The sequence below is a fragment of the Allobosea sp. TND4EK4 genome (assembly GCF_900156025.1).
Taxonomy (GTDB): Bacteria; Pseudomonadota; Alphaproteobacteria; order Rhizobiales; family Beijerinckiaceae; genus Allobosea.
The window spans coordinates 179573-202497 of sequence record NZ_FTMO01000006.1; the positions used below are offsets into that span (position 1 = coordinate 179573).

General features: G+C 69.4%; 15 protein-coding genes. 9 read left to right on the forward strand and 6 right to left on the reverse strand.

All coding sequences use genetic code 11. The features are described 5' to 3' along the window. Positions 1 to 349: 349 nt before the first annotated feature. The 7 genes from BW981_RS13150 to trxA all read left to right on the forward strand — a co-directional run bounded on the left by BW981_RS13150 (position 350) and on the right by trxA (position 12906). Positions 350 to 2746 (forward strand): sensor histidine kinase, encoded by a 2397-nt coding sequence (locus BW981_RS13150; protein ID WP_244560313.1) that lies wholly within the window; start codon positions 350 to 352, stop codon positions 2744 to 2746. Continuing rightward, positions 2743 to 4290: a tRNA (adenosine(37)-N6)-threonylcarbamoyltransferase complex ATPase subunit type 1 TsaE gene (gene tsaE / locus BW981_RS13155; protein ID WP_139333754.1), complete on the forward strand. Its 1548-nt coding sequence runs from the start codon at positions 2743 to 2745 to the stop codon at positions 4288 to 4290. The genes BW981_RS13150 and tsaE overlap by 4 nt, the downstream gene beginning before the upstream one ends. Positions 4291 to 4474: 184 nt before the next feature. After that, on the forward strand, positions 4475 to 5215 hold the full coding sequence (locus BW981_RS13160) for a nucleotidyltransferase family protein (protein WP_244560314.1): 741 nt from the start codon (positions 4475 to 4477) through the stop codon (positions 5213 to 5215). Then, on the forward strand, positions 5208 to 8315 hold the full coding sequence (addB, locus tag BW981_RS13165; RefSeq protein WP_076439834.1) for a double-strand break repair protein AddB: 3108 nt from the start codon (positions 5208 to 5210) through the stop codon (positions 8313 to 8315). The genes BW981_RS13160 and addB overlap by 8 nt, the downstream gene beginning before the upstream one ends. Continuing rightward, entirely contained in the window at positions 8312 to 11809 is a 3498-nt protein-coding gene (addA, locus tag BW981_RS13170) for a double-strand break repair helicase AddA (protein ID WP_076439836.1), read from the forward strand. The genes addB and addA overlap by 4 nt, the downstream gene beginning before the upstream one ends. Then, positions 11806 to 12465 carry a DUF1345 domain-containing protein gene (locus tag BW981_RS13175; RefSeq protein WP_076439838.1) on the forward strand — a complete coding sequence of 220 codons (660 nt, stop codon included), beginning with the start codon at positions 11806 to 11808 and terminating at the stop codon, positions 12463 to 12465. The genes addA and BW981_RS13175 overlap by 4 nt, the downstream gene beginning before the upstream one ends. 120 nt (positions 12466 to 12585) lie before the next feature. Further along, on the forward strand, positions 12586 to 12906 hold the full coding sequence (gene trxA / locus BW981_RS13180; RefSeq protein WP_038366779.1) for a thioredoxin: 321 nt from the start codon (positions 12586 to 12588) through the stop codon (positions 12904 to 12906). A 79-nt stretch (positions 12907 to 12985) separates the two neighbouring features. Here trxA and BW981_RS13185 read toward each other — a convergent pair whose 3' ends face one another. Beyond that, entirely contained in the window at positions 12986 to 13381 is a 396-nt protein-coding gene (locus tag BW981_RS13185) for a DoxX family protein (RefSeq protein WP_076439840.1), read from the reverse strand. 315 nt (positions 13382 to 13696) lie between these two features. On the opposite strand from BW981_RS13185, the gene BW981_RS13190 reads away from it, so the two are divergent. Continuing rightward, positions 13697 to 15847 carry a transglycosylase domain-containing protein gene (locus tag BW981_RS13190; RefSeq protein ID WP_244560319.1) on the forward strand — a complete coding sequence of 717 codons (2151 nt, stop codon included), beginning with the start codon at positions 13697 to 13699 and terminating at the stop codon, positions 15845 to 15847. Positions 15848 to 15863: 16 nt separating this feature from the next. Here BW981_RS13190 and BW981_RS13195 read toward each other — a convergent pair whose 3' ends face one another. Together BW981_RS13195 and BW981_RS13200 are read right to left on the reverse strand one after the other, a co-directional pair. Then, positions 15864 to 17060, reverse strand: a complete 1197-nt coding sequence (locus BW981_RS13195) for a multidrug effflux MFS transporter (RefSeq protein ID WP_076439844.1) — start codon at positions 17058 to 17060, stop codon at positions 15864 to 15866. A 91-nt stretch (positions 17061 to 17151) separates the two neighbouring features. After that, positions 17152 to 18348 carry a diaminopropionate ammonia-lyase gene (locus BW981_RS13200; RefSeq protein WP_076439846.1) on the reverse strand — a complete coding sequence of 399 codons (1197 nt, stop codon included), beginning with the start codon at positions 18346 to 18348 and terminating at the stop codon, positions 17152 to 17154. 103 nt (positions 18349 to 18451) lie between these two features. On the opposite strand from BW981_RS13200, the gene BW981_RS13205 reads away from it, so the two are divergent. Continuing rightward, a complete protein-coding gene (locus BW981_RS13205; RefSeq protein ID WP_076439848.1) occupies positions 18452 to 18928 on the forward strand; it encodes an Lrp/AsnC family transcriptional regulator in 477 nt (158 codons plus the stop codon). A 135-nt stretch (positions 18929 to 19063) separates the two neighbouring features. Here the strand turns inward: BW981_RS13205 and BW981_RS13210 are convergent, their stop codons facing one another. Genes BW981_RS13210 through BW981_RS13220 form a run of 3 tightly spaced genes read right to left on the reverse strand, consistent with a single transcriptional unit; the run spans position 19064 to position 22797 of the window. Next, positions 19064 to 20284 (reverse strand): c-type cytochrome, encoded by a 1221-nt coding sequence (locus tag BW981_RS13210; RefSeq protein ID WP_076439850.1) that lies wholly within the window; start codon positions 20282 to 20284, stop codon positions 19064 to 19066. Further along, complete coding sequence (locus tag BW981_RS13215; RefSeq protein ID WP_076439852.1) at positions 20281 to 22044, reverse strand: GMC family oxidoreductase; 1764 nt, start codon at positions 22042 to 22044, stop codon at positions 20281 to 20283. Before BW981_RS13215 ends, BW981_RS13210 begins: the two co-directional genes overlap by 4 nt. Positions 22045 to 22059: 15 nt before the next feature. Continuing rightward, the gene (locus BW981_RS13220) at positions 22060 to 22797 is read right to left on the reverse strand and encodes a gluconate 2-dehydrogenase subunit 3 family protein (RefSeq protein ID WP_076439854.1); all 738 of its coding nucleotides are present in this window, start codon (positions 22795 to 22797) and stop codon (positions 22060 to 22062) included. Between the last annotated feature and the right edge of the window lie 128 nt (positions 22798 to 22925).

The window sequence follows — 22925 nt, forward strand, 5'->3', positions numbered from 1 at the left end:
GTTCTGCGCATCTTGTCGCAGGCGGAGCAAAAAACCCTCCGTTTACGCCCGATTAAGCACTTCCTGACGGAGTCGGGCGATGATTACAGTGGGGCTGATTCGGGGCTGCGCGGCACGCAGGACCCGTTCCAAGCTCTATGTGATTGGCGTGGTGGCGCTCAGTTGTCGGCGTCGGAGGGATGGGCGGAAGCCCGGCTCTGCGGCGGCGATTCCGGGTGCGATACGCTTGAATGATGCGCTTCGGGCGCAAAAGGCGGCAGACGCAGAGATGAGATGCGCAAAGCGACAGATGAAGGATCGCGGCCGCCGACCGCGCATTCTTCTGCCGGCCGCCCTGAGCCTGGTTCCCATGCCGGCTCTTGCCCAGCATGCCTGGCTCACCCCGGTGAAGAGCGACATCGTGAATGCCGCCGGAGCGCTGTCCCTGATCTTTGCCGGGCTCACCGTCTTCGCGGCCACGACCTCCTTCGTCTATGTGCGCGAGCGCGCCCGCTGGCAGAAGCGCGAGGCCAAGCTCGCGGGTGACCTCGAAGCAGCCCGCAGCCACCAGGAGCGGCTGTCGATGCTGCTGGCCTCCGACCCCCAGGTGGTGGTGAGCTGGAGCGGGCGCGATGCGCAGCCCGTCTTCGAGGGCGACAGCGGCTTCCTCGGCGCTCCCGGTTCGACGCTTGCGCTGGCTTATGGAAGCTGGGCGCCGCCGGCCGATGCAAAGCGGCTCGAAATCGCCACCGACGCGCTGAAGGAGCGCGGCGAGGCCTTCGGCTTCACCTTGCGCAGCAAGTCCGGTCCCTTCATCGATGTCGAGGGCAGACCCGTGGCCGGGCGTGCCGTCATCCGGTTCCGCGAGGTGACGGGCGAGCGAGCCAAGGCAATGACGCTGCGCAGCGAGCTCGAGCGGGCGACTGCCCAGCAGGCCGCCTTCACCAGCCTGCTCGGCGGTCTCGCCCATCCGGCCTGGATGCGCGATACGGACGGGCGCCTCACCTGGGTCAATCCCGCCTATGCCAAGGCGGTCGAAGCCGCGGACCCTGCAAGTTGCGTCGCGTCCGGGCTCGAGCTCCTTGACCGAAACGATCGCGATACCGCCCTGCGGGCCCGCCGCGAGGGCAATTCGTTCTCGCTGCGCACGCCTGCTGTCATGGCCGGCCAGCGCCGCATGCTGGACGTGGTCGAACTGCCGACCCCCAGCGGCTTTGCCGGATTTGCCACTGATATGAGCGAGCTGGAGGCGGTGCGTGCCGATCTCCAGCGCCAGATGGATGCCCATGTCCGCACCCTCGATCGCCTGAAGACGGCGGTCGCGGTCTTCGACGGCTCGCAGCGCCTGGTCTACCGCAACAGCGGCTTCGAGACGCTCTGGTCGCTCGATCCGGGATTCCTCGACGGGCTGCCGACCGATGGCGAGATTCTGGATCGGCTGCGCTCCGAGCGCCGCCTGCCCGAGCTTGGCGATTACCGCAGCTGGAAGGGGGCGGTCCACGCCGCCTACACCGCAACGCGGGCGAGCGAGGACTGGTGGTATCTGCCCGACGGGCGCACCATCCACGTCGTCTCCAGCCCGAACCCGCAGGGCGGCGTCACCTATCTCTATGACGACGTCACCGAGCGCTTCACGCTGGAATCGCGCTTCAACGCGTTGATGCGTACCCAGCGCGAGACGCTGGATTCGCTGCGCGAAGGCGTCGCCGTGTTCGGCTCGGACGGCAAGCTCAAGCTCTCCAACCCGGCTTTCGCCCAGTCCTGGCGCATCGATGCCGGGTTGCTCGCCAGCGCCCCGCATGTCGAGCAGGTGGTCACGCTCTGCCGCCCGCTCTTCCCGCAGGAGGATGTCTGGCGCGAACTCGTCAGCGCCGTCACCGGCGTCCGCGATGCGCGCGAGGAATATCGCAGCCGCATCGAGCGCCGCGACGGCACGGTGCTCGACATCGCCACCGCCCCGCTCCCCGATGGCGCGACGCTGATCTCCTTCGCCGACGTCACCGCCAGCGTCAATGTCGAGCGGGCGCTGACGGAGAAGAACGACGCGCTGGAGAAGGTCTCGCGGCTGCGCGAGGACTTCGTCCACCACGTCTCCTACGAGCTGCGCTCGCCGCTCACCAACATCATCGGCTTCGCCCAGCTTCTCGGCACCGAGACGGTCGGCGCGCTCAACGAGAAGCAGCGCGACTACACCGGCCATATCGTGCGCTCGTCCGGCGCGCTGCTGGCGATCATCAACGACATTCTCGACCTCGCCAGCATCGACAATGGCGCGCTGACGCTCGACGTCCAGGACATCGACGTGGCGGAGACGATCGCCGAGGCCGCCGCCGGGCTGCAGGACCGCCTGACCGATGGCCGCCTCGCCCTCAAGGTCGAGATCGACCCGCGCACCGGCCCCCTGCGCGCCGATGGCAAGCGCCTGCGCCAGGTGCTGTTCAACCTGCTCTCCAACGCGATCGGCGTCTCGGCCCCGGGCCAGACCGTCGTTGTCAGCGCCGGGCGTGGCGGCAACGACGTGCGCATTGCCGTCTCAGACAAGGGGCCCGGCATTCCGGCCGAGATCCGCGAAAAGGTGTTCGAGCGCTTCGAGAGCCATGCGCTTGGGTCCGGCCATCGCGGCGTGGGCCTGGGCCTGTCGATCGTGCGGTCGATCGTCGAGCTCCATGGCGGCCATGTCGAGCTGGAGTCGAGCCCCGGCGAGGGCACCTGCGTCACCGCGGTGTTCCCGGCCCGCGGCGTGCCGCTTTCGGACGCCGCCGAATGATGGACGATACGGGAACGGCCGGTCAGCACCGGCTCGCGCTCGCCGACGAGGCGGCGACCATCCGGCTGGCTGCCGACATCGCCGCCATCGTCAGACCGGGCGACATCGTCGCGCTGTCGGGGCATCTCGGCGCCGGCAAATCCTTCTTCGCCCGCGCAATGCTGCGCGAACTTGCGGACGATCCCGCGCTCGACGCGCCGAGCCCGACCTTCACGCTCGTCCAGAGCTACGATACGCCGCGCGGCCCGGTGCTCCACGCCGATCTCTACCGCGTGCGCTCGCCGGATGAGCTCGACGATATCGGCCTGATCGAGGATATCGAGCAGGCGGTGCTGCTGGTCGAGTGGCCCGATCGCGCCGGTTCGCGCCTGGCTGCAGGGCGCCGGCTCGACATCGTGCTGGAGGTCGATCCCGACCGGCCGGAGACCGGCCGCATCGTCGACCTCGCCGGCGGCGTGCTCTGGAAGCAGCGGCTCGCCATCGCGGTGGCGGCCCGGCGGTTGATCGACGGCGCCGGCTGGGCCGATGCGCGTCGCGACTTCATGATGGGCGACGCCTCGACCAGGGCCTATGAGCGCCTGACGATGCCGGGCGGCACGACCGCGGTGCTGATGATCTCGCCGCCGCGGCCGGACGGCCCGCCGATCCGCATGGGCAAGTCCTACAGCGCCATCGCGCATCTGGCGGAGACCGTCGATGCTTTCGTCGCGATGGATCGCGGCCTGCGCTCGCTCGGCTATTCGGCGCCGGAAATCCTCGCCGAGGATCTGGAGAGCGGGCTGCTGCTGATCGAGGATCTCGGCGGCGAGGGCGTGCTTGATGCCGAGCGCAGGCCGATCGTCGAGCGCTACGAAGCCTCGGCCCGGCTGCTCGCCGACCTGCACCGCCACACTCTGCCGGCGATCCTGCCCGTGGCCGAGGGGCGTGACCACGCGATCCCGGAATACGACCGGCAGGCGCTGGCGATCGAGACCGAGCTGATGCTCGACTGGTACGGTCCCCATATCGCCGGCGTGACCTTGCCGGCAGTGACGCAGGCCGAGTTCGGCCGCATCTGGAACAAGCTGTTCGACGAAATCCTGGCCGCGCCGTCCACCTGGACGCTGCGCGACTTCCACTCGCCCAACCTGATCTGGCTGCATGAGCGCGAGGGGCTGGGCAGGATCGGCCTGATCGACTTCCAGGACGCGGTGCTCGGCCACCCGGCCTATGACCTCGTCTCGCTCGGGCAGGATGCGCGCGTCGATGTGCCGGCCGCGCTGGAGCTGCGCCTGCTGGCGGCCTACGGTTCTGCCAGGCGCTCCGACGCACCGGAATTCGACCTCGCCCAGTTTGCCCGCGCCTATGCCATCCTCGGTGCCCAGCGCAACACCAAGATCGCCGGCATCTTCGCCCGCCTCGACAAGCGCGACGGCAAGCCCGTCTATCTCAAGCACCTGCCGCGCATCGAGGCCTATCTGCGCCGCAACCTCGAGCACCCGGCGCTGGAGGAGCTCAAGGCCTGGTATGAGGCGCATATGCCGAAGCTGTTCGAGACGGCTTGAGGGAACACCGCCGTCATGCTCCGGCCTGACCCGAGCATCTGCGGCCGAAAAGGGCTCCGGCGCCTCATTATCGAGAGATTCCCGGGTCTGCGCTGTGCTCCGCGCGTGAATGACGCGGGCTGCAACGGGAGTGCGGGAAACGCGTGCGGCTGCTAGCGTGTGCGCGACCAACGGAGAGATTCGCGTGACCCAACCCGCTTCGCAGCCAATCCGCCGCGCGATGGTGCTGGCGGCGGGGCTCGGCCAGCGCATGCGCCCGATCACAGACACGCTGCCCAAGCCGCTGGTGACGATCGGCGGCAAGGCGATGCTCGACCATGCGCTCGACAGGCTGGCCGAGGCCGGCGTCGAGGAGGCAGTGGTCAATGTCCATCACCTCGCCGACAAGGTCGAGGCGCATCTGGCCGGCCGCACGCGGCCGCGCATCACCATTTCCGACGAGCGCGGCGAGCTGCTGGAAACCGGCGGCGGGGTCAAGAAGGCACTGCCTCTGCTGGGCAGCGACCCGATCTTCAGCGTCAACTCGGATTCGCTCTGGAGCGAGTGGGGCGTCAGCAACATCGCCGGAATGGCCGCGGCCTGGGATCCGGAGCGGATGGACATGCTGCTGCTGCTGGCGGACCGGGGGGAGAGCATCGGCTTCAACGGCGCGGGCGATTTCTTTCGCGGCGGGGCGGGGCACCTGACCCGGCGCGGCGGGGCGCAGAGCGCGCCTTATGTCTATGCCGGGGTCGCGATCTCCAAGCCCGAACTCTATGTCCATATGCCGGAGGGCTCGTTCTCGCTGAACCGGATGTTCGATTTCGCGATCGGGCGCGGGCGCCTGTTCGGCCATGTGCTGCAAGGCCGCTGGCTGCATGTCGACCGGCCGGAGGCGATCGCGCCGGCAGAGGCCGCCTTCGCCGCCCCGCCGGTCGATGCCTGAACTCAACCTGTTCAATATCCCGGCCGGCGCGCCCTTCCTGGAGGTGCTGGCGCAGGCGATGCTCGACGGCCGCTTTGGCCGCGTCCACGATCCGGCGGACCCCGCCGCGATGGCGCGGACGACGCTTTACCTGCCGACACGCCGTGCCGCGCGCGCCTTCACGGCACTGCTGGCGCAGAAGCTCGGCGGCCGGCCGCTGCTGCTGCCGCGGATCGTCCCGCTCGGCGATGTCGACGAGGCCGAGACCGCCCTGATCGGGGCCGGGGGCTGGGCGGCCGAGCGCATCGCGCCGATCGAGCCGCTGCGGCGGCGCATGCTGCTGACGCAGCTCGTCGATGCCTGGGGCCGCAGCGCCAACCGCAGCCATCTGCGCCTCGACCCGTCCGAGCCTGCCCTGGTACCGGCGACGCTGGCGGATGCCTATGCGCTCGCCGGCGATCTCGCCACGCTGCTCGACCAGTTGCAGACCGAGCGCGTCGCGGTGGAGAGGTTGGCCAGCCTCGACGCGCAGCGCTTCGACAAGGTCTGGCAGCTCAATGCCAGCTTCCTCGCCATCCTGGGCGAGGCCTGGCCGAAGATTCTCGACGCCGAAGGCCTCTGCGACCCTGCCGCCTTCCGCAACCGCATGCTCGCGGCGGAGCGCGAGCGGCTTCTGGCGGGTGGGGCGAGGGGCCCGATCATCGCCGCCGGCTCGACCGGCACGGTGCCCGCGACGGCCGAACTGCTCGCCGCCATCGCCCGTCTGCCGGAGGGGGCGGTGGTCCTGCCCGGTCTCGACCTCGCATTGCCCGAGCGCGCCTGGAGTGCCATCGGGACCGAGCCCGCTCCCTCGCATCCGCAGGCGGCGCTGCACCACCTGATGCAGGTTCTGCAGGCGACGCGGGAGGACGTGCGCGAGCTGGCCGAGCCGGATGCGCTGCGCTCCGCCCGCGCCGGCCTGCTGCGGGAGGCCATGCTGCCGGCCTCCGTGACAGAACTTTGGGCGGGACTTGATCAGCGCCTTCCGCCCGAACTTGCAGAACAGGCGATGCGCGGTCTGCGCATCGTCGAGGCGGCCGACGAGCGGGAAGAGGCTCTCTGCGTCGCGCTCGCGCTGCGCGAGGCCCTCGAACAGCCGGATTCGAACGTGGCGCTGGTGACACCTGATCGCGGCCTCGCCGAGCGCGTCGTCGTCGAGCTGAAGCGCTGGAATGTCGAGGTCGACGATTCGGCCGGTCTTCCACTGGGACGCTGGCCTGCCGGATCGCTGCTGCGGCTGGTGGTCGACGCGGCGCTGACGAAGATGGCCCCTTCCGCGTTGGTGCCCCTGCTCGCCCATCCGCTCTGCCGCCTTGGGCTCAACCGCGAGGCCGTTCTGAAAGGCGCCGCGGCGCTGGAGATCGGGACCTGGCGCGGCCATGCGGTCGGGCCGGGACTGGCGGGCTTGCATGTCGCGCTCGGCGAATGGGACACGCTGCGCGAAGGGCGGCACGTGCCGGGCCCGCGCGCGCGGCTGGCAGCGGAGGACCGGGCCGCCGCGACCGCGCTGCTGCACGCGATCGAGAAGGCGAGCGCGCCGCTGCTCGAAGCCCTTTTTCTGGAGGCTCCCTCGCTGGCGGCCGTCGCCCGCGCGGCGCAGGGCGCGGTGGAAGCCTTTGGCGCGATGCAGGGCGGGGGCTCGCTCGCCTTCGTCGGGCCGGATGGGGAGGCGCTGGCCGGGCTCTTCGACGAGCTTGCCGCCGCGCAGGATGCGATGCCGCCGGGCGGGCGGCCTCAGGACCTTGTCGCCATCCTCGACGGCCTCCTGAACGAGAAGGCGGTGCGGCGCGCCGGCTCCGCCCATCCGCGCGTCGCGATCTGGGGGCTGCTGGAGGCACGCCTGCTGGAGGCCGACCATGTCGTGCTCGGCGGGCTGAACGAGACGGTCTGGCCGCCGCAGACCACGACCGATTCCTTCATCAACCGGCCGATGCGTGCCGAACTGGGGCTGTCGCCGCCGGAGCGCCGCATCGGCCAGACGGCGCATGATTTCGCGCAGGCACTGATGGCGCGCTCCGTCACGCTGACCCGCCCGCGCAAGGCCGGCGAGGCCGAGACGATCGCCTCCCGCTTCTGGCAGCGACTGCAGGCGGTGACGCCGCCGCCGGTCTGGCAGGAGGCTCTGGGGCAAGGCGCGGCCCTGCGCCGCCTCGCCGGGGTGCTCGGCGTGCCGGCCGAGGCGAAGCCCGTGGGACGCCCGCAGCCGCGGCCGCCGCGCGCGCTGCAGCCGCTCTCGCTCAGCGTCACCGAGGTCGAGACGCTGTATCGCGACCCCTACCAGATCCACGCCCGCAAGATCCTGAGGCTCGATGCGCTCGACGCGCTGGTCGAGGAGCCGACGGCGCAGGATCGCGGCAAGCTGCTGCACGGCATCGTCGAGACCTTCACCAAGACCTATCCCGAGCGGCTTCCGGCCGATGCGCAGGCGCAGATCGTCGCGATCGGAGACCGGCTCTTCCGCGACTATGACGACGTGCCCGAGGTGCGCGCCTTCTGGTGGCCGCGCTTCCTGCTGACGGCCGGGCACTTCATCCGCTGGGAGGAGCGCCGCCGGAGCGACATCGCGCGCATCGGCGTCGAGCTCGGCACCGGGGCGAGCTTCCCCTTGAGCGACGGCTCCGAATTCCGCCTGCATGGCCGCGCCGACCGCATCGAGCTGACGCGCGAGCCGAGCCTGCGCATCGTCGATTTCAAGACGGGTGCTCCGCCGAGCAAGGCGCAGGTGGAGAAGGGTTTTGCGCCGCAGCTCACCCTGGAGGCGGAGCTGGCCGCCCGCGCCGGCTTCAAGGGCCTCGCCGGCCCGACGCCCGTGTCCGGCGTGATCTACATGAAGCTCCACCACGATCCGAAGGGCTGGGAGAAGGACAAGCCGCTGGTTTTCGGCGAGGAGAGCCTCGCCGACGTGGCGGCCCGGCATCTCCAGAACCTGCTCGAGCACATCGAGGCGCTGCGGTCCGGGAAAGAAGCCTATCTCTCCCGGCGCGCGCCGGACTACATCCGCTATGCCAGTCCCTATGACCACCTCGCCCGGGTCAAGGAATGGTCGGCCGCTCCGGGCGGTGACGAAGGGGGCGAGGCGTGAAGCCGGGCTGGAACGTCCCGCCGCTCACCAGCCAGCGCCAGGCGCGGGCGGCGGAGCCGCGTCTGTCCGCCTGGGTCTCGGCCAATGCCGGCTCGGGCAAGACCCATGTGCTGGTCAACCGGGTGCTGCGGCTGCTGCTCGACGACGTCGCGCCCGGCCGCATGCTGTGCATCACCTATACCAAGGCGGCCGCCTCCAACATGGCGAACCGCATCTTCAAGGCGCTGGGCGACTGGGCGACCATGCCGGAGCTGGCCCTGGCCGAGGCGCTGGCGAAGCTGACGGGGCGCTCGCCGACGCCGGCCGAGCGGGCCAAGGCGCGCCGCCTCTTCGCGGAATCGCTGGAAACGCCGGGCGGGCTGCGCATCGAGACGATCCACGCCTTCTGCACCCGCGTGCTGCAGGCGGCGCCCTTCGAGGCGAATGTGCCACCGCGCTTCGAGGTCGCCGACGATCTGGCGCAGGCGCAGATGCTGCGCGAGGCGCGCCGGGAACTGCTCGCCTTCGTCGCCACGCATCCGGGCGGTGCCGAGGCCAGGGCGCTCGACCTCCTGGCGCGGCTCGCGGCGCAGGATTCCTTCGAGACCATGGTGCAGGAGGCCCTGCGCCAGCGGGCCCTGTTCAACGACGAGAACGGCCGCGCCCGCGATGCCTCCGAGATGCGCGCCGGCATCAGCGCGGTCCTGGGCATCGCGCCCGATCTCGACGCGGACAGCGTCAGGAGCGCGTTCCGGCGCGAGCTCGCGGCCCTGCCCGGTCTGCCGCTGCTGATCGAGACGCTCCAGGCCGGCAGCACCACGCGGCAGAATTGCGCGACGAGCCTGCGCACGCTGCTGGCGGGGCAGGATGACGGCGACCCGGTCGCCTTCTGCCGGCGTGGGCTGATCACCGCGGAAGGGACGGTCAGCAGCCATATTCGCGGCCGCGGCAAATCCGAGCTGGAAGGCGCGCCGCTCGCGGCGCTGGAGGCGCTGGGCAACCTCGTTCTGGCGGCTGCCGAACGGCTGAACGCGGTCGCGATCCGGGACCGCAGCGCCGCGCTCGCCTTGCTGGTGACGCGGATGCTCGCCTCCTATCAGCGCCAGAAGAGCCTGCGCTCGCTCCTCGACTATGACGACCTGATCGCCCGGACGCGCGCGCTGTTCGAGCGGGTCGAGGCGGCCTGGGTGCTCTACAAGCTGGATGCCGGCATCGACCACATCCTGCTCGACGAGGCACAGGACACCGGCGAGGCGCAATGGGCGATCCTGCGCAAGCTGGCCGAGGAGTTCACCAGCGGCGGCGACATCCGCGAGAAGCCGCGGACGATCTTCGTCGTCGGCGACGAGAAGCAGTCGATCTATGGGTTCCAGGGGGCAGCCCCCAGCGCCTTCGGCGAGGAGCGGCGCGCGCTCGACCGGCGCGTCAGGGAAGCGGAACTGGCCTTCGAGGCGATCAGCCTGAACACCTCCTTCCGCTCGGCGCCGGACATCATGCAGGCGGTGGATGCCGTCTTCGCGCTGCCAGACCATGCGCGCGGCCTCGTCTTCGACGGCTCGCCGCGGCCCGAGACGCACGACACGGTGCGCCATGGCGCGCCGGGCACCGTCGATATCTGGCCTCTCGCGGCCAACGATACGGGTGAGCCGCCTGACGCCTGGACGACGCCGGTCGATGCGCCCGAGCGGCGCAGCGGCACGGTCAAGCTCGCCGAGCGCATCGCCCGGACCTTGCAGCGCTGGCACCGGGACCGCCGTGACGATCGCGGCAATCCCTTCGGGGCCGGCGACGTCATGATCCTGCTGCGCCAGCGCGGGGCGCTGTTCGAGGCGATCGTGAAGGCGCTGAAGGATGCGGGGGTCCCGGTGGCCGGTCGCGACCGGCTGACGCTCGCCGAGCATCCGGCGGTCGAGGACCTCGTCGTGCTCGGCCGCGTGCTGCTGCTGCCCGACGACGACCTGGCGCTCGCGACCGCCCTGAAGACGCCGCTGATCGACCTCGACGACGACGACCTGCTGCGGCTTGCGCCGTTGCGCGAGGGCTCGCTGCGCGCGGCCTTGCAGGCCGCGGCCTTGGCCGAGCCGCGTTACGCCGCTGCCGAGGACAAGCTGGTCCGCTGGACGCGGGAGGCCGGGCGCTGCGGCCCCTTCCGCTTCTATGCCGACCTGCTCGGGCCGGGCGGCGGACGGAGCCTCGCGCTCGCCCGGCTCGGCGCCGAGGCGGGCGATGCGCTCGACGCCTTCCTCAACGCCGCGCTCGACCATGAGCGACGCTACGGCCCCTCCCTGGCCGGCTTCCTGCAATACGTGACCGGCAGCGCGACCGATGTGAAGCGCGACCTCTCCGCCAGCGCGGGCGAGGTCCGGGTCATGACCGTCCACGGCTCGAAGGGCCTCGAGGCGAAGATCGTCATCCTCGCCGATCTTGGCCCCGAGCCCGGCCATAAGCGCCTGCCCAAGATCCTGGCCGTGCCGGCACCGCGCAGCGTGCTCGTCCCGATCTGGCCGCCTGCCAGCGCCGAGGATACGGCCCGGACAGCGCAGGCCAAGGCTGCCGTCGTCGCGCAGATGGTCGAGGAGCACCACCGCCTGCTCTATGTCGCGATGACCCGCGCGGAGGACCGCCTGATCGTCTGCGCCGCGCAGGCCAAGGGCGAGGCGCCCGCCGGAAGCTGGTACGCGATGATCGCAGAAGGTCTCGCTGCCTCCGAGCCCGGCCTGCAGGAGATCGGCACGGGGGACGAAGCCATCCGGCGCTTCAGCGTGACGCCGCCGGCGACGCCTGAAGACGCGGTGCGGGTTCCCGAAGCGAGCTCTTCTGCCGTCCCGCCCTGGCTGGACCAGCCGGTATCCCGCGAGGCCGAGCCGGCGCCTCCGCTCAGGCCCTCCGGTGCGCTCGCCGCCGCCGATGGCGAGGAGCGCCCGGGCGATGGTCCCTTCCTGGCGGAGGCGGCCGCGGCCGGGCGCCTCGCCCATCTCCTTCTCCAGATCCTGCCGGACGTGCCTGCGGGAAACCGGGCCGAGGCCGCGCGGAGCCTCGCTGAAGCCCGCGGCCGCAGTCTGCCGGCGGAGCGGCGTGCACGCATCGTCTTGGACGCGCTGCGCCTGCTCGAGGAGCCTTTCCTCGCTGCCCTGTTCGGTCCCTCCGCGCTGGCGGAGGTGCCCATTTCCGGCGAGATCGGGCTGCCGGGCGGTACGCGGCGCGCGGTCTCCGGACGGATCGACCGGCTCGTGGTCCTGCCCGACGCCGTGGTGATCGCGGATTTCAAAACCACGGCCCGGCCGCCCGAACGGGTTGAGGCGATCGCGCCGCAGACGGTCGCGCAGCTTGCCGCCTATGCGGCTCTGATGGGAGAGATCTATCCGGACCGGCGGGTCCGGGCGCTCGCCGTCTACACCGCCGATCTGAGTTGCTTCGCGCTCGATGCTGGCCAGCGCCGGGCGGCGCTTGCGGGACTGGCGGAGCAGGCGCAGGGAGCGAGCCTCGATCCGCCGCAGGAGCAGGCGCCACGATGAGATTCGTTCCCCGTTCGCTGCTGGTGCGCCCGCGGCTGCTGATCGCGCTCGCGGCGCTGGCGCTGCTGGCCATCGCCCTGCCGGGCGAATGGCGCTGGGCGACACGCCTGCTCGTCGCCTGGGACGCCGGGGCGATCCTCTACCTCGTACTGCTGTCCACGACGATGTTGACGGAAACCGTCGACCAGATCCGCGCGCGCGCCGAGGAGCAGGATGAAGGTGCGCTGGCGATCCTGATCATCGCCAGCCTCGCCGCGACGATGAGCCTCGTCGCCATCGCGGTGCAGTTCGCCGGCCTCGGCAGCGTGCCGGCAGATCAGAAGGGCTGGCATTTCGCCCTCGGCGGCATCACCGTGCTGTGCTCGTGGACGCTGCTGCACGCCTTCTTCACCATGCACTATGCGGGGAGCTATTATCGCGGCGGCAGGAGCGAGCCCTGCCTCGATTTCCCCGGCGAGGGCGATCCGAACTATCTCGACTTCCTGTATTTCTCCTACACGGTCGGCTGCACCTCGCAGACATCGGACGTGGCGGTGACGACGCGGCAGGCGCGCGGCGTGGTGCTCCTGCACTCGATCCTCGCCTTCGTCTTCAACACCACGATCCTGGCGCTGGGCATCAATGTCGGAGCGAGCCTGGTCTCGGGCGGCCAGTGACCAGCATGCGCGGCGCCTCTGCCCTGCGGGGCACGCGCCTTGACCGCGGCAACGGGCATTCATAGCTTCGGTGGCGAAGGGCGGCGCTGCCGCCCACCGTGAACCGAAAGGCAGCCAGCCATGGCGACGAGCAAGGTAACCGATCAGAGCTTCGAGGCCGACGTGCTGAAGTCGTCCGAGCCGGTCGTGGTCGATTTCTGGGCGGAATGGTGCGGCCCCTGCCGCATGATCGGCCCGGCGCTCGAGGAGATCGCGACCGAGCTGAACGGCAAGGTCAAGATCGTGAAGATGAACGTCGACGAGAACCAGCAGATCCCGGCCCAGTTCGGCATCCGCTCGATCCCGACGCTGATGCTGTTCAAGGACGGCAAGCTCGCCTCCCAGAAGGTCGGCGCCGCACCCAAGAGCGATCTCTCCCGCTGGATTTCCGCCGCGGTCTGATTCGCCAGCACCTGCACCACATGAAAAGGCCCGCTTCCGTGAGGAAGCGGGCCTTTTCCGTTTGAAGCAGATGGCGAGCTCAGGCGCGGCTGTCCTTGTCGATCGCGAAGGCGCCGGCGCCTGCGAAGACGAGGTACAGGAAGACGAAGCAGTACAGGATCGCCGCGTCGCCGCTGTTCAGGACGGGGAAGGGGCTCTTCGGCGCATGGGCCATCCAGTAGGCGACCGCCATCTGGCCTGAGAGGATGAAGGCGACGATCCGGGTCTGGAAGCCGACGAGGATCAGCAGGCCGCCGACGAGTTCCAGAACGCCCGCGAACCAGTAGATCGACATGGCGGGCGGCAGGCTGCCGCTCGGCGGCAGCGCCGGGAAGCCGAACAGCTTCTGGGTGCCGTGGGCGATGAAGATCAGCGCGGTGACGATGCGCAGAACGCCAAGGGCATGCGGCGCATAGCGGTTCAGGGAGGTCAGCATGGGTATCCTCTGTCGGGGAAACGATACGGCAGGTCCGGCAGTTTGGTGACAGCCCGGAGGATTTTGCGCAATATCCCAGGGTGGCCATCTTTCCATTGCGTGATTGCAAGATTGATCACGTTCGCGCGACGGTGGAGCGTGACCTTCGCACGCAGGTCTCGGGCCAGGCTTTACGAACCCTTAAAAGCGCCATGTTTAAATCCCCATTGACGGAGCCGCTTTGACGGGCGTCCGGACGAGAGCCGATCGGGCGATCGAGCCCGGCCGTATCCGGCTCTGGGGCTGGCGGCCGAACGGGACAGGATGAACGACCGGATTTCACGAGGCGAGCGGCGCGAGCCCTCCTTTGGCTACGGGCGTGGCGAGAGCCGCGACGACGGTGACATGCGCCTATCTCCAGACGACCGCGCCACCCCCTTCCGCACAGCACCCGCACGGCCAGAGCCGGCTCGGCAATTGCGCAACCCGCCGAAGCGTGGGGGCAATGGCGGCGGAGGCGGCGGCAAGAGCCCGGGCAAGCGCCGCCGGCGCCGCCGCTCGCTGTTCGGCGGTCTGATCTACTGGACGATGGTGCTCGGCCTCTGGTGCGTGATCGGACTGGGCGGCATCGTCGCCTACTACGCCTCGCAATTGCCGCCGATCAATCAGCTCACGGTGCCGAAGCGGCCGCCGAACATCGCGATTCTGGCGGCTGACGGCTCCCTGCTCGCCAATCGCGGCGAGACCGGCGGGCGCACTGTCACCATCGGCGAGGTGCCGCCCTATCTGCCCAAGGCCTTCGTCGCGATCGAGGACCGCCGCTTCTACGACCATTTCGGCATCGATCCGATCGGCATCACCCGCGCGGTGGTCAACAATCTGCGTGGTCGCAGCGGCGTTCAGGGCGGCTCGACCCTCACCCAGCAGCTCGCCAAGAACCTGTTCCTGACGCAGGAGCGCACCGCTTCCCGCAAGATCCAGGAGGCGATCCTGTCGCTCTGGCTGGAGCGGACCTACAGCAAGAACCAGATCCTCGAGCTCTATCTCAACCGCGTCTATTTCGGCTCCGGCGCCTATGGCGTCGAGGCGGCGGCGCAGCGTTACTTCAACAAGTCGGCCCGCTCGGTGACGATCGCCGAGGCCGCGATGCTGGCGGGTCTCGTCCAGGCGCCCTCGCGGCTGGCGCCGAACCGCAATCCGGAGCTCGCCGAAAAGCGCGCCCAGCTCGTCATCGCCGCGATGGCCGATCAGGGCTTCATCACGCAGGACGCGGCCAAGACCGCGCTGACGGCCCCGGCCGAGGTGCCCGAGCGCATCGGTGCCGGCTCGGTCAACTATGCGGCCGACTATGTGATGGATGTGCTGGACGACTTCATCGGCGCGGTCGATGGCGACGTCACCGTGCTGACCACGATCGATTCCAGGCTGCAGGCCTCGGCCGAGACCACCCTGGTCGATGCGCTGTCGGCGCAGGGGGCAAAGCTCCACGCCTCGCAGGGCGCGGTCGTCTCGCTCGCGCCGGACGGCGCGCTGCGCGCGCTGATCGGCGGGCGCGACTACACTCGCAGCCAGTTCAACCGCGCCACCGCCGCCAAGCGTCAGCCCGGTTCCTCCTTCAAGCCCTTCGTCTATCTGACAGCGATGGAGAAGGGCCTGACGCCGGACACGATCCGCGACGACGCGCCGGTTTCGATCAAGGGATGGGAGCCGGAGAACTACTCGCGCAACTATCGCGGCCCGGTGACATTGGCGACGGCGATGCAGCACTCGCTCAACACGGTCGCGGCCCGGCTGATCCAGGAGGTGACGCCGAAGGAGGTCATCCGCACGGCCCAGCGCCTGGGTATCACCTCGGCGCTGCAGCCCAATCTGTCGCTTGCGCTCGGCACCTCCGAGGTGACGCCGCTGGAGATGACGGCAGCCTACGCGACCTTCGCCAATGGGGGGCAGTCCGTTCTGCCCTATGTCATCCGCGAGGTGCGCCAGACCGATGGCAAGGTGGTCTATGCCCGCAAGGGGGCCAATCTCGGCCAGGTGATCCAGCCGCAATATCTCGCCATGATGGACACGATGTTCAACGGCGTGATGACCGGCGGCACCGGCGCCAAGTTCAACATTCCCGGCTGGCAGGTCGGCGGCAAGTCTGGGACGACGCAGGACTTCCGCGACGCCTGGTTCGTCGGCTTCACCGCCAAGCTGGTCACCGCCGTCTGGGTCGGCAACGACGACAACTCCAACATGAAGCGCGTCACGGGCAGCGGATTGCCGGGAGAGATCTGGGGCAAGTTCATGAAGGCGGCCCATGTCGGCTCGCAGCCGATCCCGCTGCCGGGCGGCTTCTGGCAGGGCGCCCCGCGCCCGCTCGACACCGGTGCGCCGGTGGCCGATGCCCGGCAGCCGAACGAGGCGCCGCCGAGCAGCGACAGGGCCTGGGCGCCGCCGGCGCCGCAGGAGAAGAACTTCCTCGAGCGGCTCTTCGGCGGGTAGCCTTCGGTATCCGCGTTCAGCGCTTCGCCGCCCGGATCCCCGCACTCAGCTTGAAGGTGGCGAAGGCCGCGAGGCCGAGTGCCGACATCACGAGCGGCAGCGGCAGGGCGGAGCCCTTCAGCAGGTGGCCGACGAGCAGCCCGACGCAGGCCGAGAGCAGCATCTGGCACAGTCCATTGAAGGAGGAGGCCGCACCGGCCCGGTCCGGAAACGGCATCATCGCCGAGGCCTGGGCCTGCGGCATGGTGAGCCCGACTCCGCAGGCATAGACGGCCCAGGACAGGGCGATGCCGACCGCTCCTCCGGCTCCGGTCGCGACGCTGCCGAGCATGAGCAGGCCGCCGAGCGCGAGGAACAGCACGCCGAGCCCCAGCACCCCGTCCATGCCGCGCGAGCCGACGAGCCGCTGCGCCAGGATCGTTCCGCCGATGAAGCCGAGCACGCCGAAGGCGAAGGAGAAGCCGTACTGCACCGGCGTCAGCCCGTAAACGCCGCTCAGAACGAAGGAGGAGCCCGAGATGAAAGCGAACAGCCCGGCATAGGCGAGCGCCGTCAGGGCGACATAGACGCGGAAGGCACGGTTGCGGAGCAGGACGCCGTAGCCGCCGAAGATCGCCTTGACCGAGAGCGGCTGGGGCGAGCGCTGCCGCAGCGTTTCCGGCATCACCGCGACGATCACCGCGGTCAGTGCCAGCGCAAAGACCAGCGAGGCGACGAAGGTCGAGCGCCAGCCGAAGGCGACCTGCAGCACGCCGCCGAGCACCGGCGCGACCGCCGGCACCAGCCCCATGATCATGCCCATCCGCGCCAGCTCCTTGCCGGCACGCGGGCCTTCATAAAGGTCGCGCACCATGGCGCGGCCCAGCACGATCGGGCCCGAGGCGCCCAGCGCCTGCAGGGCGCGCGCGGCCGTCAGCGCGCCGATCGAGGGAGCGATGGCGCAGGCGAGCGTCGCCAGAGCAAAGAGGCCGAGCCCGGCGAGCAGGATCGGCTTGCGGCCGATGCGGTCGGACAGCGGCCCCCAGACGATCTGCCCGGCGGCGAAGCCGAAGAGGAAGGAGGAGAGCGTCGCCTGCGCCCCGGCGACATCCGTGCCCATGACGCGCACGATCTCGGGCAGGGAGGGCAGGTAGAAATCGGTCGAGAGCGGCCCGAGCGCCGTCAGCATGGCGAGGACGGCGGTCATCGCCAGCGTGTCGGGACGAAGCTTCATCGGGCGCCTCCGGCGCGGCCCGCATGCCGCGCCGCAAGACCCTGCTACGATGCCGGGCCGAGCGCCTGCAAGGGCAGGGCGGGCAGGTCGCTCATGCGGCTCCCGCCAGCACCTGTTCGGGAGAGAGGCCGACCAGCTCGGCATAGCGGGCCGGATCGGTCGCGCCTTCCGTATTGATCAGCAGCACCCGCGAGCGGGCATCGAGCTTCAAGGCGGTGCGGGCTTCGGGGTCCCGCATCGCGGCCAGCAATCCGGCAAGCCCTGCCGCTCCGCTTTCGCCCGCGACGATGGCGGAATCGCCGGCGGTCGGGCGGGCGAGGCGGTTCATCGCCTCCACGGCATCGGCATCGGTCGCGGTCATGAAGGCGTCGGCGGCGCGATACAGCACGCGCAGCGCGATCGGGGAGGGCTCGTAGCATTCCAGCATCGCCATGACGGTCGGCTTGCCATGCGCGATCGTCACCGGCCGGCCCTGGCGCGCCGCCTCGAAGAGGCAGGCCGCCAGCTCGGGTTCGACCACGGTGAAGAGCGGCCGGGCGGGGCCATAATGCGTCGCCATCTGTGCCGCCATCGCTGCGGCGATCCCCCCGACGCCGGCCTGGACGAAGACATGGGTCGGAGCCTGCGGAAGCTGGGCGAACGCCTCGCTTGCGATCGCCGTGTAGCCCTGCATCACCAGCCCTGGAATGCGCTCATAGCCCTCCCATGAGGTATCGGAGACGACGGTCCAGCCGCGCTCGGTCGCGACGCGCGCAGCCTCCCTAACCGAGTCGTCATAGGTTCCGGCGACGCGCACCATCTCGGCGCCGAAGCGGGCGATGGCCGCGACCCGCTCCGCGCTCACCCCGCCATGCACGAAGATCACGGCCTTGGCTCCGACGAGTCCGGCGCCCTGCGCCACCGACCGGCCATGGTTGCCATCCGTCGCGCAGGCGAAAGTCATCGTCGCCGCCGCCTTGCGCAGGGCCGGATCGGCGATGTCGGCATCGTCGAATTGCCGCCCCAGCTGACGCGAGGCCTCCTCGATCGCGAGCCGGATCACCGCATAGGCGCCGCCCAGCGCCTTGAAGCTGCCCAGACCGAGCCGCTGGCCCTCATCCTTGACGAAGAGCGCGCCGATCCCCAGCGCGGCAGCCAGCCCCGGCAGCGCGCGGAGCGGCGTCGGCATCGGGTTCTCCCGCGCCGCCAGATGCCGGCCAATGGCTGCGGCCCCGTCGGGGCCTAGCATGGCGAGGTCTCTCGGATCGAGATCGCTTTTGTAGTCGGGATGGGTGTTGAGCAGCAGCATCGGGGGCCTCGCCATCATCGTTGGCGAATGGATATTGCAATCGCGGCGAAAAGAACGCTGCATTCTCGCCGGACCCGTGCAAGTTCGGATCGCGACAAGACCCATGCCTGAAACGGACTCTCGCCTCGACGCCTTCGACAGGGCGATCCTCGCCATCCTGCAGCAGGACAATTCCATTCCGCAGCGGGTGATCGGGGAGAGGGTCAATCTGTCGGCGCCGGCGGTGCAGCGCCGTATCCGGCGGATGGAGGCGCAAGGAATCATCCGCGCCAATGTCGCGGTGGTCGACCCTGCCGCGCTCGGCCACCCGATCACGATCTTCGTCGAGGTCGAGCTGGTGAGCGAAACCGCGCCCGACATCGATGCCGCAAAGAACGCCTTCCTCGCGGCTGCGGAAGTCCAGCAATGCTACTACGTCACCGGGGAGGTCGACTTCATGCTGGTCGTGCTGGTGCCGAGCATGGCGGCCTATGAGGCGCTGACGCGCCGGCTGTTCTTCGCCAACCCCAACATCCGCAAGTTCCGCAGCTTCGTGGCGATGGACCGGGTCAAGGCGGGGCTCGGCGTGCCGGTCGATTGAGTGCTCTTCCGCCCGCCGCACGCATCATCGTGATTCCGAGCGCAGCGAAGCAATCCAGGGGGGCGGGTGCGCTCCACCCCCCTGGATTGCGTCGCTGCGCTCCTCGCAATGACGGCGCGGAAGGGCCGATGGGCGCTACTTCCGCAAGCTCGCCCGCATGTCCTTCACCTGACCCGGTGTCACGGCCGGTGCCGCATTGCCCCAGCTGTTGCGGACATAGGTCAGGACGTTGGCCACTGCCGCGTCGTCGAGGTTCCAGGCGAAGGACGGCATCGCGGGGGTCGTCGGCTTGGCCGCCGTGCCGACCGCCTGGCTGCCCGCCAGCACCACCCGGATCAGGGAGCTCGGGTCGGTGCTGTTCACGAGGGGCGCCTTGGCCAGCGTCGGGAAGAGCGAGGGCTGGCCCTGTCCAGAGGAGACGTGACAGGCAGAGCAGCGGTCGAAATAGACCGCCTTGCCGCTGACCATCGCCTGCTCGTCGGCCGCGACAGGCTTCGGCGCAGCTGTGCCGTCACTCTTCACGTCCTTCAGATAGGTCGCGACGGCCTGGAGGTCGGAATCCGCCCATTTGCTGGTCGATTGAGCCACCGCCTCGGCCATCGGACCCGAGGCGATGTCGAAGCGGTTCGCCCCGGTCTTGAGATAAGCGACGACGTCGTCCTTCGACCAGGCGCCGATGCCCTTGTGCGGGTCGCCGGTCAGGCTCGGCGCGAACCAGTCCTGCAGATTGCCGCCGCGCAGGAACTCCCCGCCCTTGTCGGCTCCGGTCAGGCTCCGCGGCGTATGACAGGTGCCGCAATGACCGGCTCCGTTGACGAGATAGGCACCGCGGTTCCATTCGGCAGACTTGGCCGGGTCGGACTGGAATTCCTTCGGCGAGAAGTTCAGCAGGTTCCAGCCTGCCATCACGGTGCGGATGCTGAAGGGGAAGGGCAGCTGGTTGGAGACGACGCGGTTGGAGACCGGCTCGACCTTCTGGAAATAGGCCCAGAGATCGGCGATGTCGGAATCGCTCATCGAGGAATAGGCGGGGTAGGGCATCGCCGGATAGAGCCGCTTGCCGTCCTTGCCGATGCCGCGCTTCAGCGCGCTGCGGAAATCCTCGTAGCTCCAGCGGCCAATGCCGGTTTCCGGATCGGGCGTGATGTTGGAGGGCACGAGCCTGCCGAAGGGCGTCTCCAGCGGCTCGCCGCCAGCGAAGGGCTTGCCCCCGGGCCGGGTGTGACAGGCCGAACAGTCGCCCAGGATCGCCTGGTAGCGGCCGGCCTCGATCCGGTCGAACAGGTCGGAGGCGAAGCCTGCCGTGCCGACCAGAGTGGCGGCCGCGAGGCCGGCGAAGAGCGCTGCCGTCTTCATGCTTCCACCAGCCTGCCAGGGTTCTTGAGGTAGTGGTTTCGGATCGAATCCGCCGCCCAATAGGCCAGCGCGCCCACCGGCCCGGTCGGGTTCTTGCCGGCGTTCTGCGGGAAGGCAGAGGCGCCGATGGCGAAGACGTTCGGCACGTCCCAGCTCTGCAGATGCCGGTTGACCGCGCTGGTGTTCGGATCGGTGCCCATGATCGCGCCGCCGGTGTTGTGCGTGCTCTGATAGGGCACGGAATTCCAGCCCTTGCGAGCCCTGGCGACCACGGCCTGCTTGCCGCCGAGCTGGTCGGCGATCTCCTGCATGCGGCCGCTGATCCAGTTCGACATGCGGATGTCGTTATCCGGGAAGTCGAAGGTGATCCTCAGCAGCGGGCGGCCGAAGCGATCCTTGTAGGTCGGGTCGAGGTCGAGATAATTGCCGCGCGTCGCGTAGGACGATCCCTGAGACGAGAAGGTCAGCGTGTTGTTGTAGTAGGCCTTCGTCGCCTTCTTCCATTCCGAGCCCCAGCGCGGCGTGCCGGGCGGTACGGGCCGGTACTGGATCGGCCGGCCATTGGTGGGGATACAGTTGAGGCCGGCCCCGCCGACGAAGTCGAGCGCGCCATGGTCGAAGGCATCGCCATTGTAGTCGTCCACCGTCTGGCCGAGCGCGCCGGCGGCGATGAACGGGTTCATGTGCTTGCCTTCGAAGAAGACCTGCGTGCCGGCATTGGTCTGGTAGCAGTAGTTGCGGCCCACCACGCCTTCGCCGGTCGACGGATCATAGGGCTTGCCGATGCCCGAGAGCAGCATCAGCCGGACGTTGAACAGGCCATAGGCGTTGAGGAGCACGATGTCGGCCGGCTGCTCGAAGATCTCGCCGTTGACGTCGATATAGGTCACGCCGGTTGCGCTCTTGCCGTCCGGCGCAAGGTTGATCTTCAGCACCTCGCATTCCGTGCGCGCCTCGAAGTTCGACTTGCGCATCAGCACCGGCAGCACGGTCGTATGCGCGCTCGACTTCGAGTAGTTCGCGCAGCCGAAGCGCTCGCAATGGCCGCAGAAGGTGCATTGCCCCATCGCGACGCCGAGCGGATTGACATAGGCACCCGAGAGATTGGCCGAGGGCGTCGGGAAGGGATGCAGCCCCTTCGCCCGCGCCGCTTCCGCGAACAGCGTCGGGGCATAGGTCATCTGCATCGGCGGCAGCGGATAGTCGCGCTTGCGCGGCCCCTCGAAGGGATTGCCGCCATCCTGGATCGTGCCGTTCAGGTTGCCGGCCTTGCCGGAGATGCCGCAGAGATACTCGAAGCGGTCGAAGGCGCTTTCGAGTTCGTCGTAGCTGACGCCCCAATCCTGGATCTGGAGATCCTGCACCCGCTCGGCGCCATAGCGCTCGGTGAGATGGGACTTCAGCCGGAAATCGCTCGGGAAGAAGCGCCAGGTGTGGCCGTTCCAGTGCGTGCCGGCGCCGCCGACGCCATGGCCGGGCAGGAAGGAGCCGTAGTCGCGCATCGGCAGCGCGGTCTGCGAGACGTTGTTGCGCATCGTCATCGCTTCCTGCGCCGGCTGCAGGAACAGGTCCTTGCGCACGGCGTAGCGCAGCTCGTCGGGCGCGTAGGCGACGTTGAAGTCGGTCGCCGTGTCGCGCCAGGGGCCGCGCTCGATCGCGACGACATCGAGGCCGGCATCGGTCAGCTCATGGCCGAGGATCGCGCCGGTCCAGCCCAGGCCGATGATCACGGCATCCTTGCGGGGCAGTTTTCTCACCATCTCGAACGCTCCCGCCTACCGGCTTCCGGTCTTCCATTCCGGCCGGCCGCCGATCGAGAGCGGCGGCAGCGGGAAGGGCTTGTTATGGGCCGTGACATAGTCGCGGTAGTCATAGCGGGCGCCGGGGAAGCCGATGAACTTCCAGCCGGCCATGTCCTTGTTGCCGCCATAGATCGGGTCGGCGAAGAAGCCCTCCATCGTGTTCTGCAGCACGAGGTTGAAGAAGCCGGCGGAGGCCTTGTATTCGACCTTGCCGGCCTCGAAATCCTTGAGGACCTGGTCCTGCTCGGCCGGCGCCAGTTCGAAGAAGGCCTTGCCGCCGAGCTTGTCGCGGCTGTGCTTGTTGAGCGCGGCAAGGCCGTCCCGATAGCGGGCAGCCGGCGCGGCGCTGCCCTGATAGCCCTGGGTCGGCAGCCCCGGCATGAACGGCCCCTGCATGTAGAGCCGGTCGGAGGTGCCGTAGCTGCCGGCGAGCTGCCGGTCGATGAAGCTGGCGCAGCCCGCTTCCTTGCCGCCGATGCTGAGATCGTCGGACGGCACGATGCGATCGACGATCGCCTCGACGGTGCGCGCCTCCTCCGGCGTGAACACATACCAGCGCCCGCCGGGCAGCGGATCGGGCGGAAGGGCCGCGAAGGGCCGCCAGGGCAACGTTCCGGAATGCTCGGCGGCGCTGGCCGGCATCGAGGCGGCGAGCAGCAGCATCCCTGTCGAGGAGAGGAACTGGCGGCGGCTCTGCGGGCGCAGGGGCATAGGAACTCTCACTCTTCCGTGCGCTACCGCACCGCTGAAGGCGCTGAACGCTCTACCTTGGAATCATGACAGGCAATCGCGGGGGCCTCTGCTCCGTCATGCGTGTGGAGCATGGAACAATCCGCAGG

Excerpts from the sequence above, each read along its gene's own strand:
- BW981_RS13150 (WP_244560313.1), top strand. The coding sequence starts at position 350 with ATGCCGGCTCTTGCCCAGCATGCCTGGCTCACCCCGGTGAAGAGCGAC.
- tsaE (WP_139333754.1), top strand. The coding sequence starts at position 2,743 with ATGATGGACGATACGGGAACGGCCGGTCAGCACCGGCTCGCGCTCGCC.
- addB (WP_076439834.1), top strand. The coding sequence starts at position 5,208 with ATGCCTGAACTCAACCTGTTCAATATCCCGGCCGGCGCGCCCTTCCTG.
- BW981_RS13175 (WP_076439838.1), top strand. The coding sequence starts at position 11,806 with ATGAGATTCGTTCCCCGTTCGCTGCTGGTGCGCCCGCGGCTGCTGATC.
- trxA (WP_038366779.1), top strand. The coding sequence starts at position 12,586 with ATGGCGACGAGCAAGGTAACCGATCAGAGCTTCGAGGCCGACGTGCTG.
- BW981_RS13185 (WP_076439840.1), bottom strand. The coding sequence starts at position 13,381 with ATGCTGACCTCCCTGAACCGCTATGCGCCGCATGCCCTTGGCGTTCTG.
- BW981_RS13195 (WP_076439844.1), bottom strand. The coding sequence starts at position 17,060 with ATGAAGCTTCGTCCCGACACGCTGGCGATGACCGCCGTCCTCGCCATG.
- BW981_RS13200 (WP_076439846.1), bottom strand. The coding sequence starts at position 18,348 with ATGCTGCTGCTCAACACCCATCCCGACTACAAAAGCGATCTCGATCCG.
- BW981_RS13205 (WP_076439848.1), top strand. The coding sequence starts at position 18,452 with ATGCCTGAAACGGACTCTCGCCTCGACGCCTTCGACAGGGCGATCCTC.
- BW981_RS13210 (WP_076439850.1), bottom strand. The coding sequence starts at position 20,284 with ATGAAGACGGCAGCGCTCTTCGCCGGCCTCGCGGCCGCCACTCTGGTC.
- BW981_RS13215 (WP_076439852.1), bottom strand. The coding sequence starts at position 22,044 with ATGGTGAGAAAACTGCCCCGCAAGGATGCCGTGATCATCGGCCTGGGC.
- BW981_RS13220 (WP_076439854.1), bottom strand. The coding sequence starts at position 22,797 with ATGCCCCTGCGCCCGCAGAGCCGCCGCCAGTTCCTCTCCTCGACAGGG.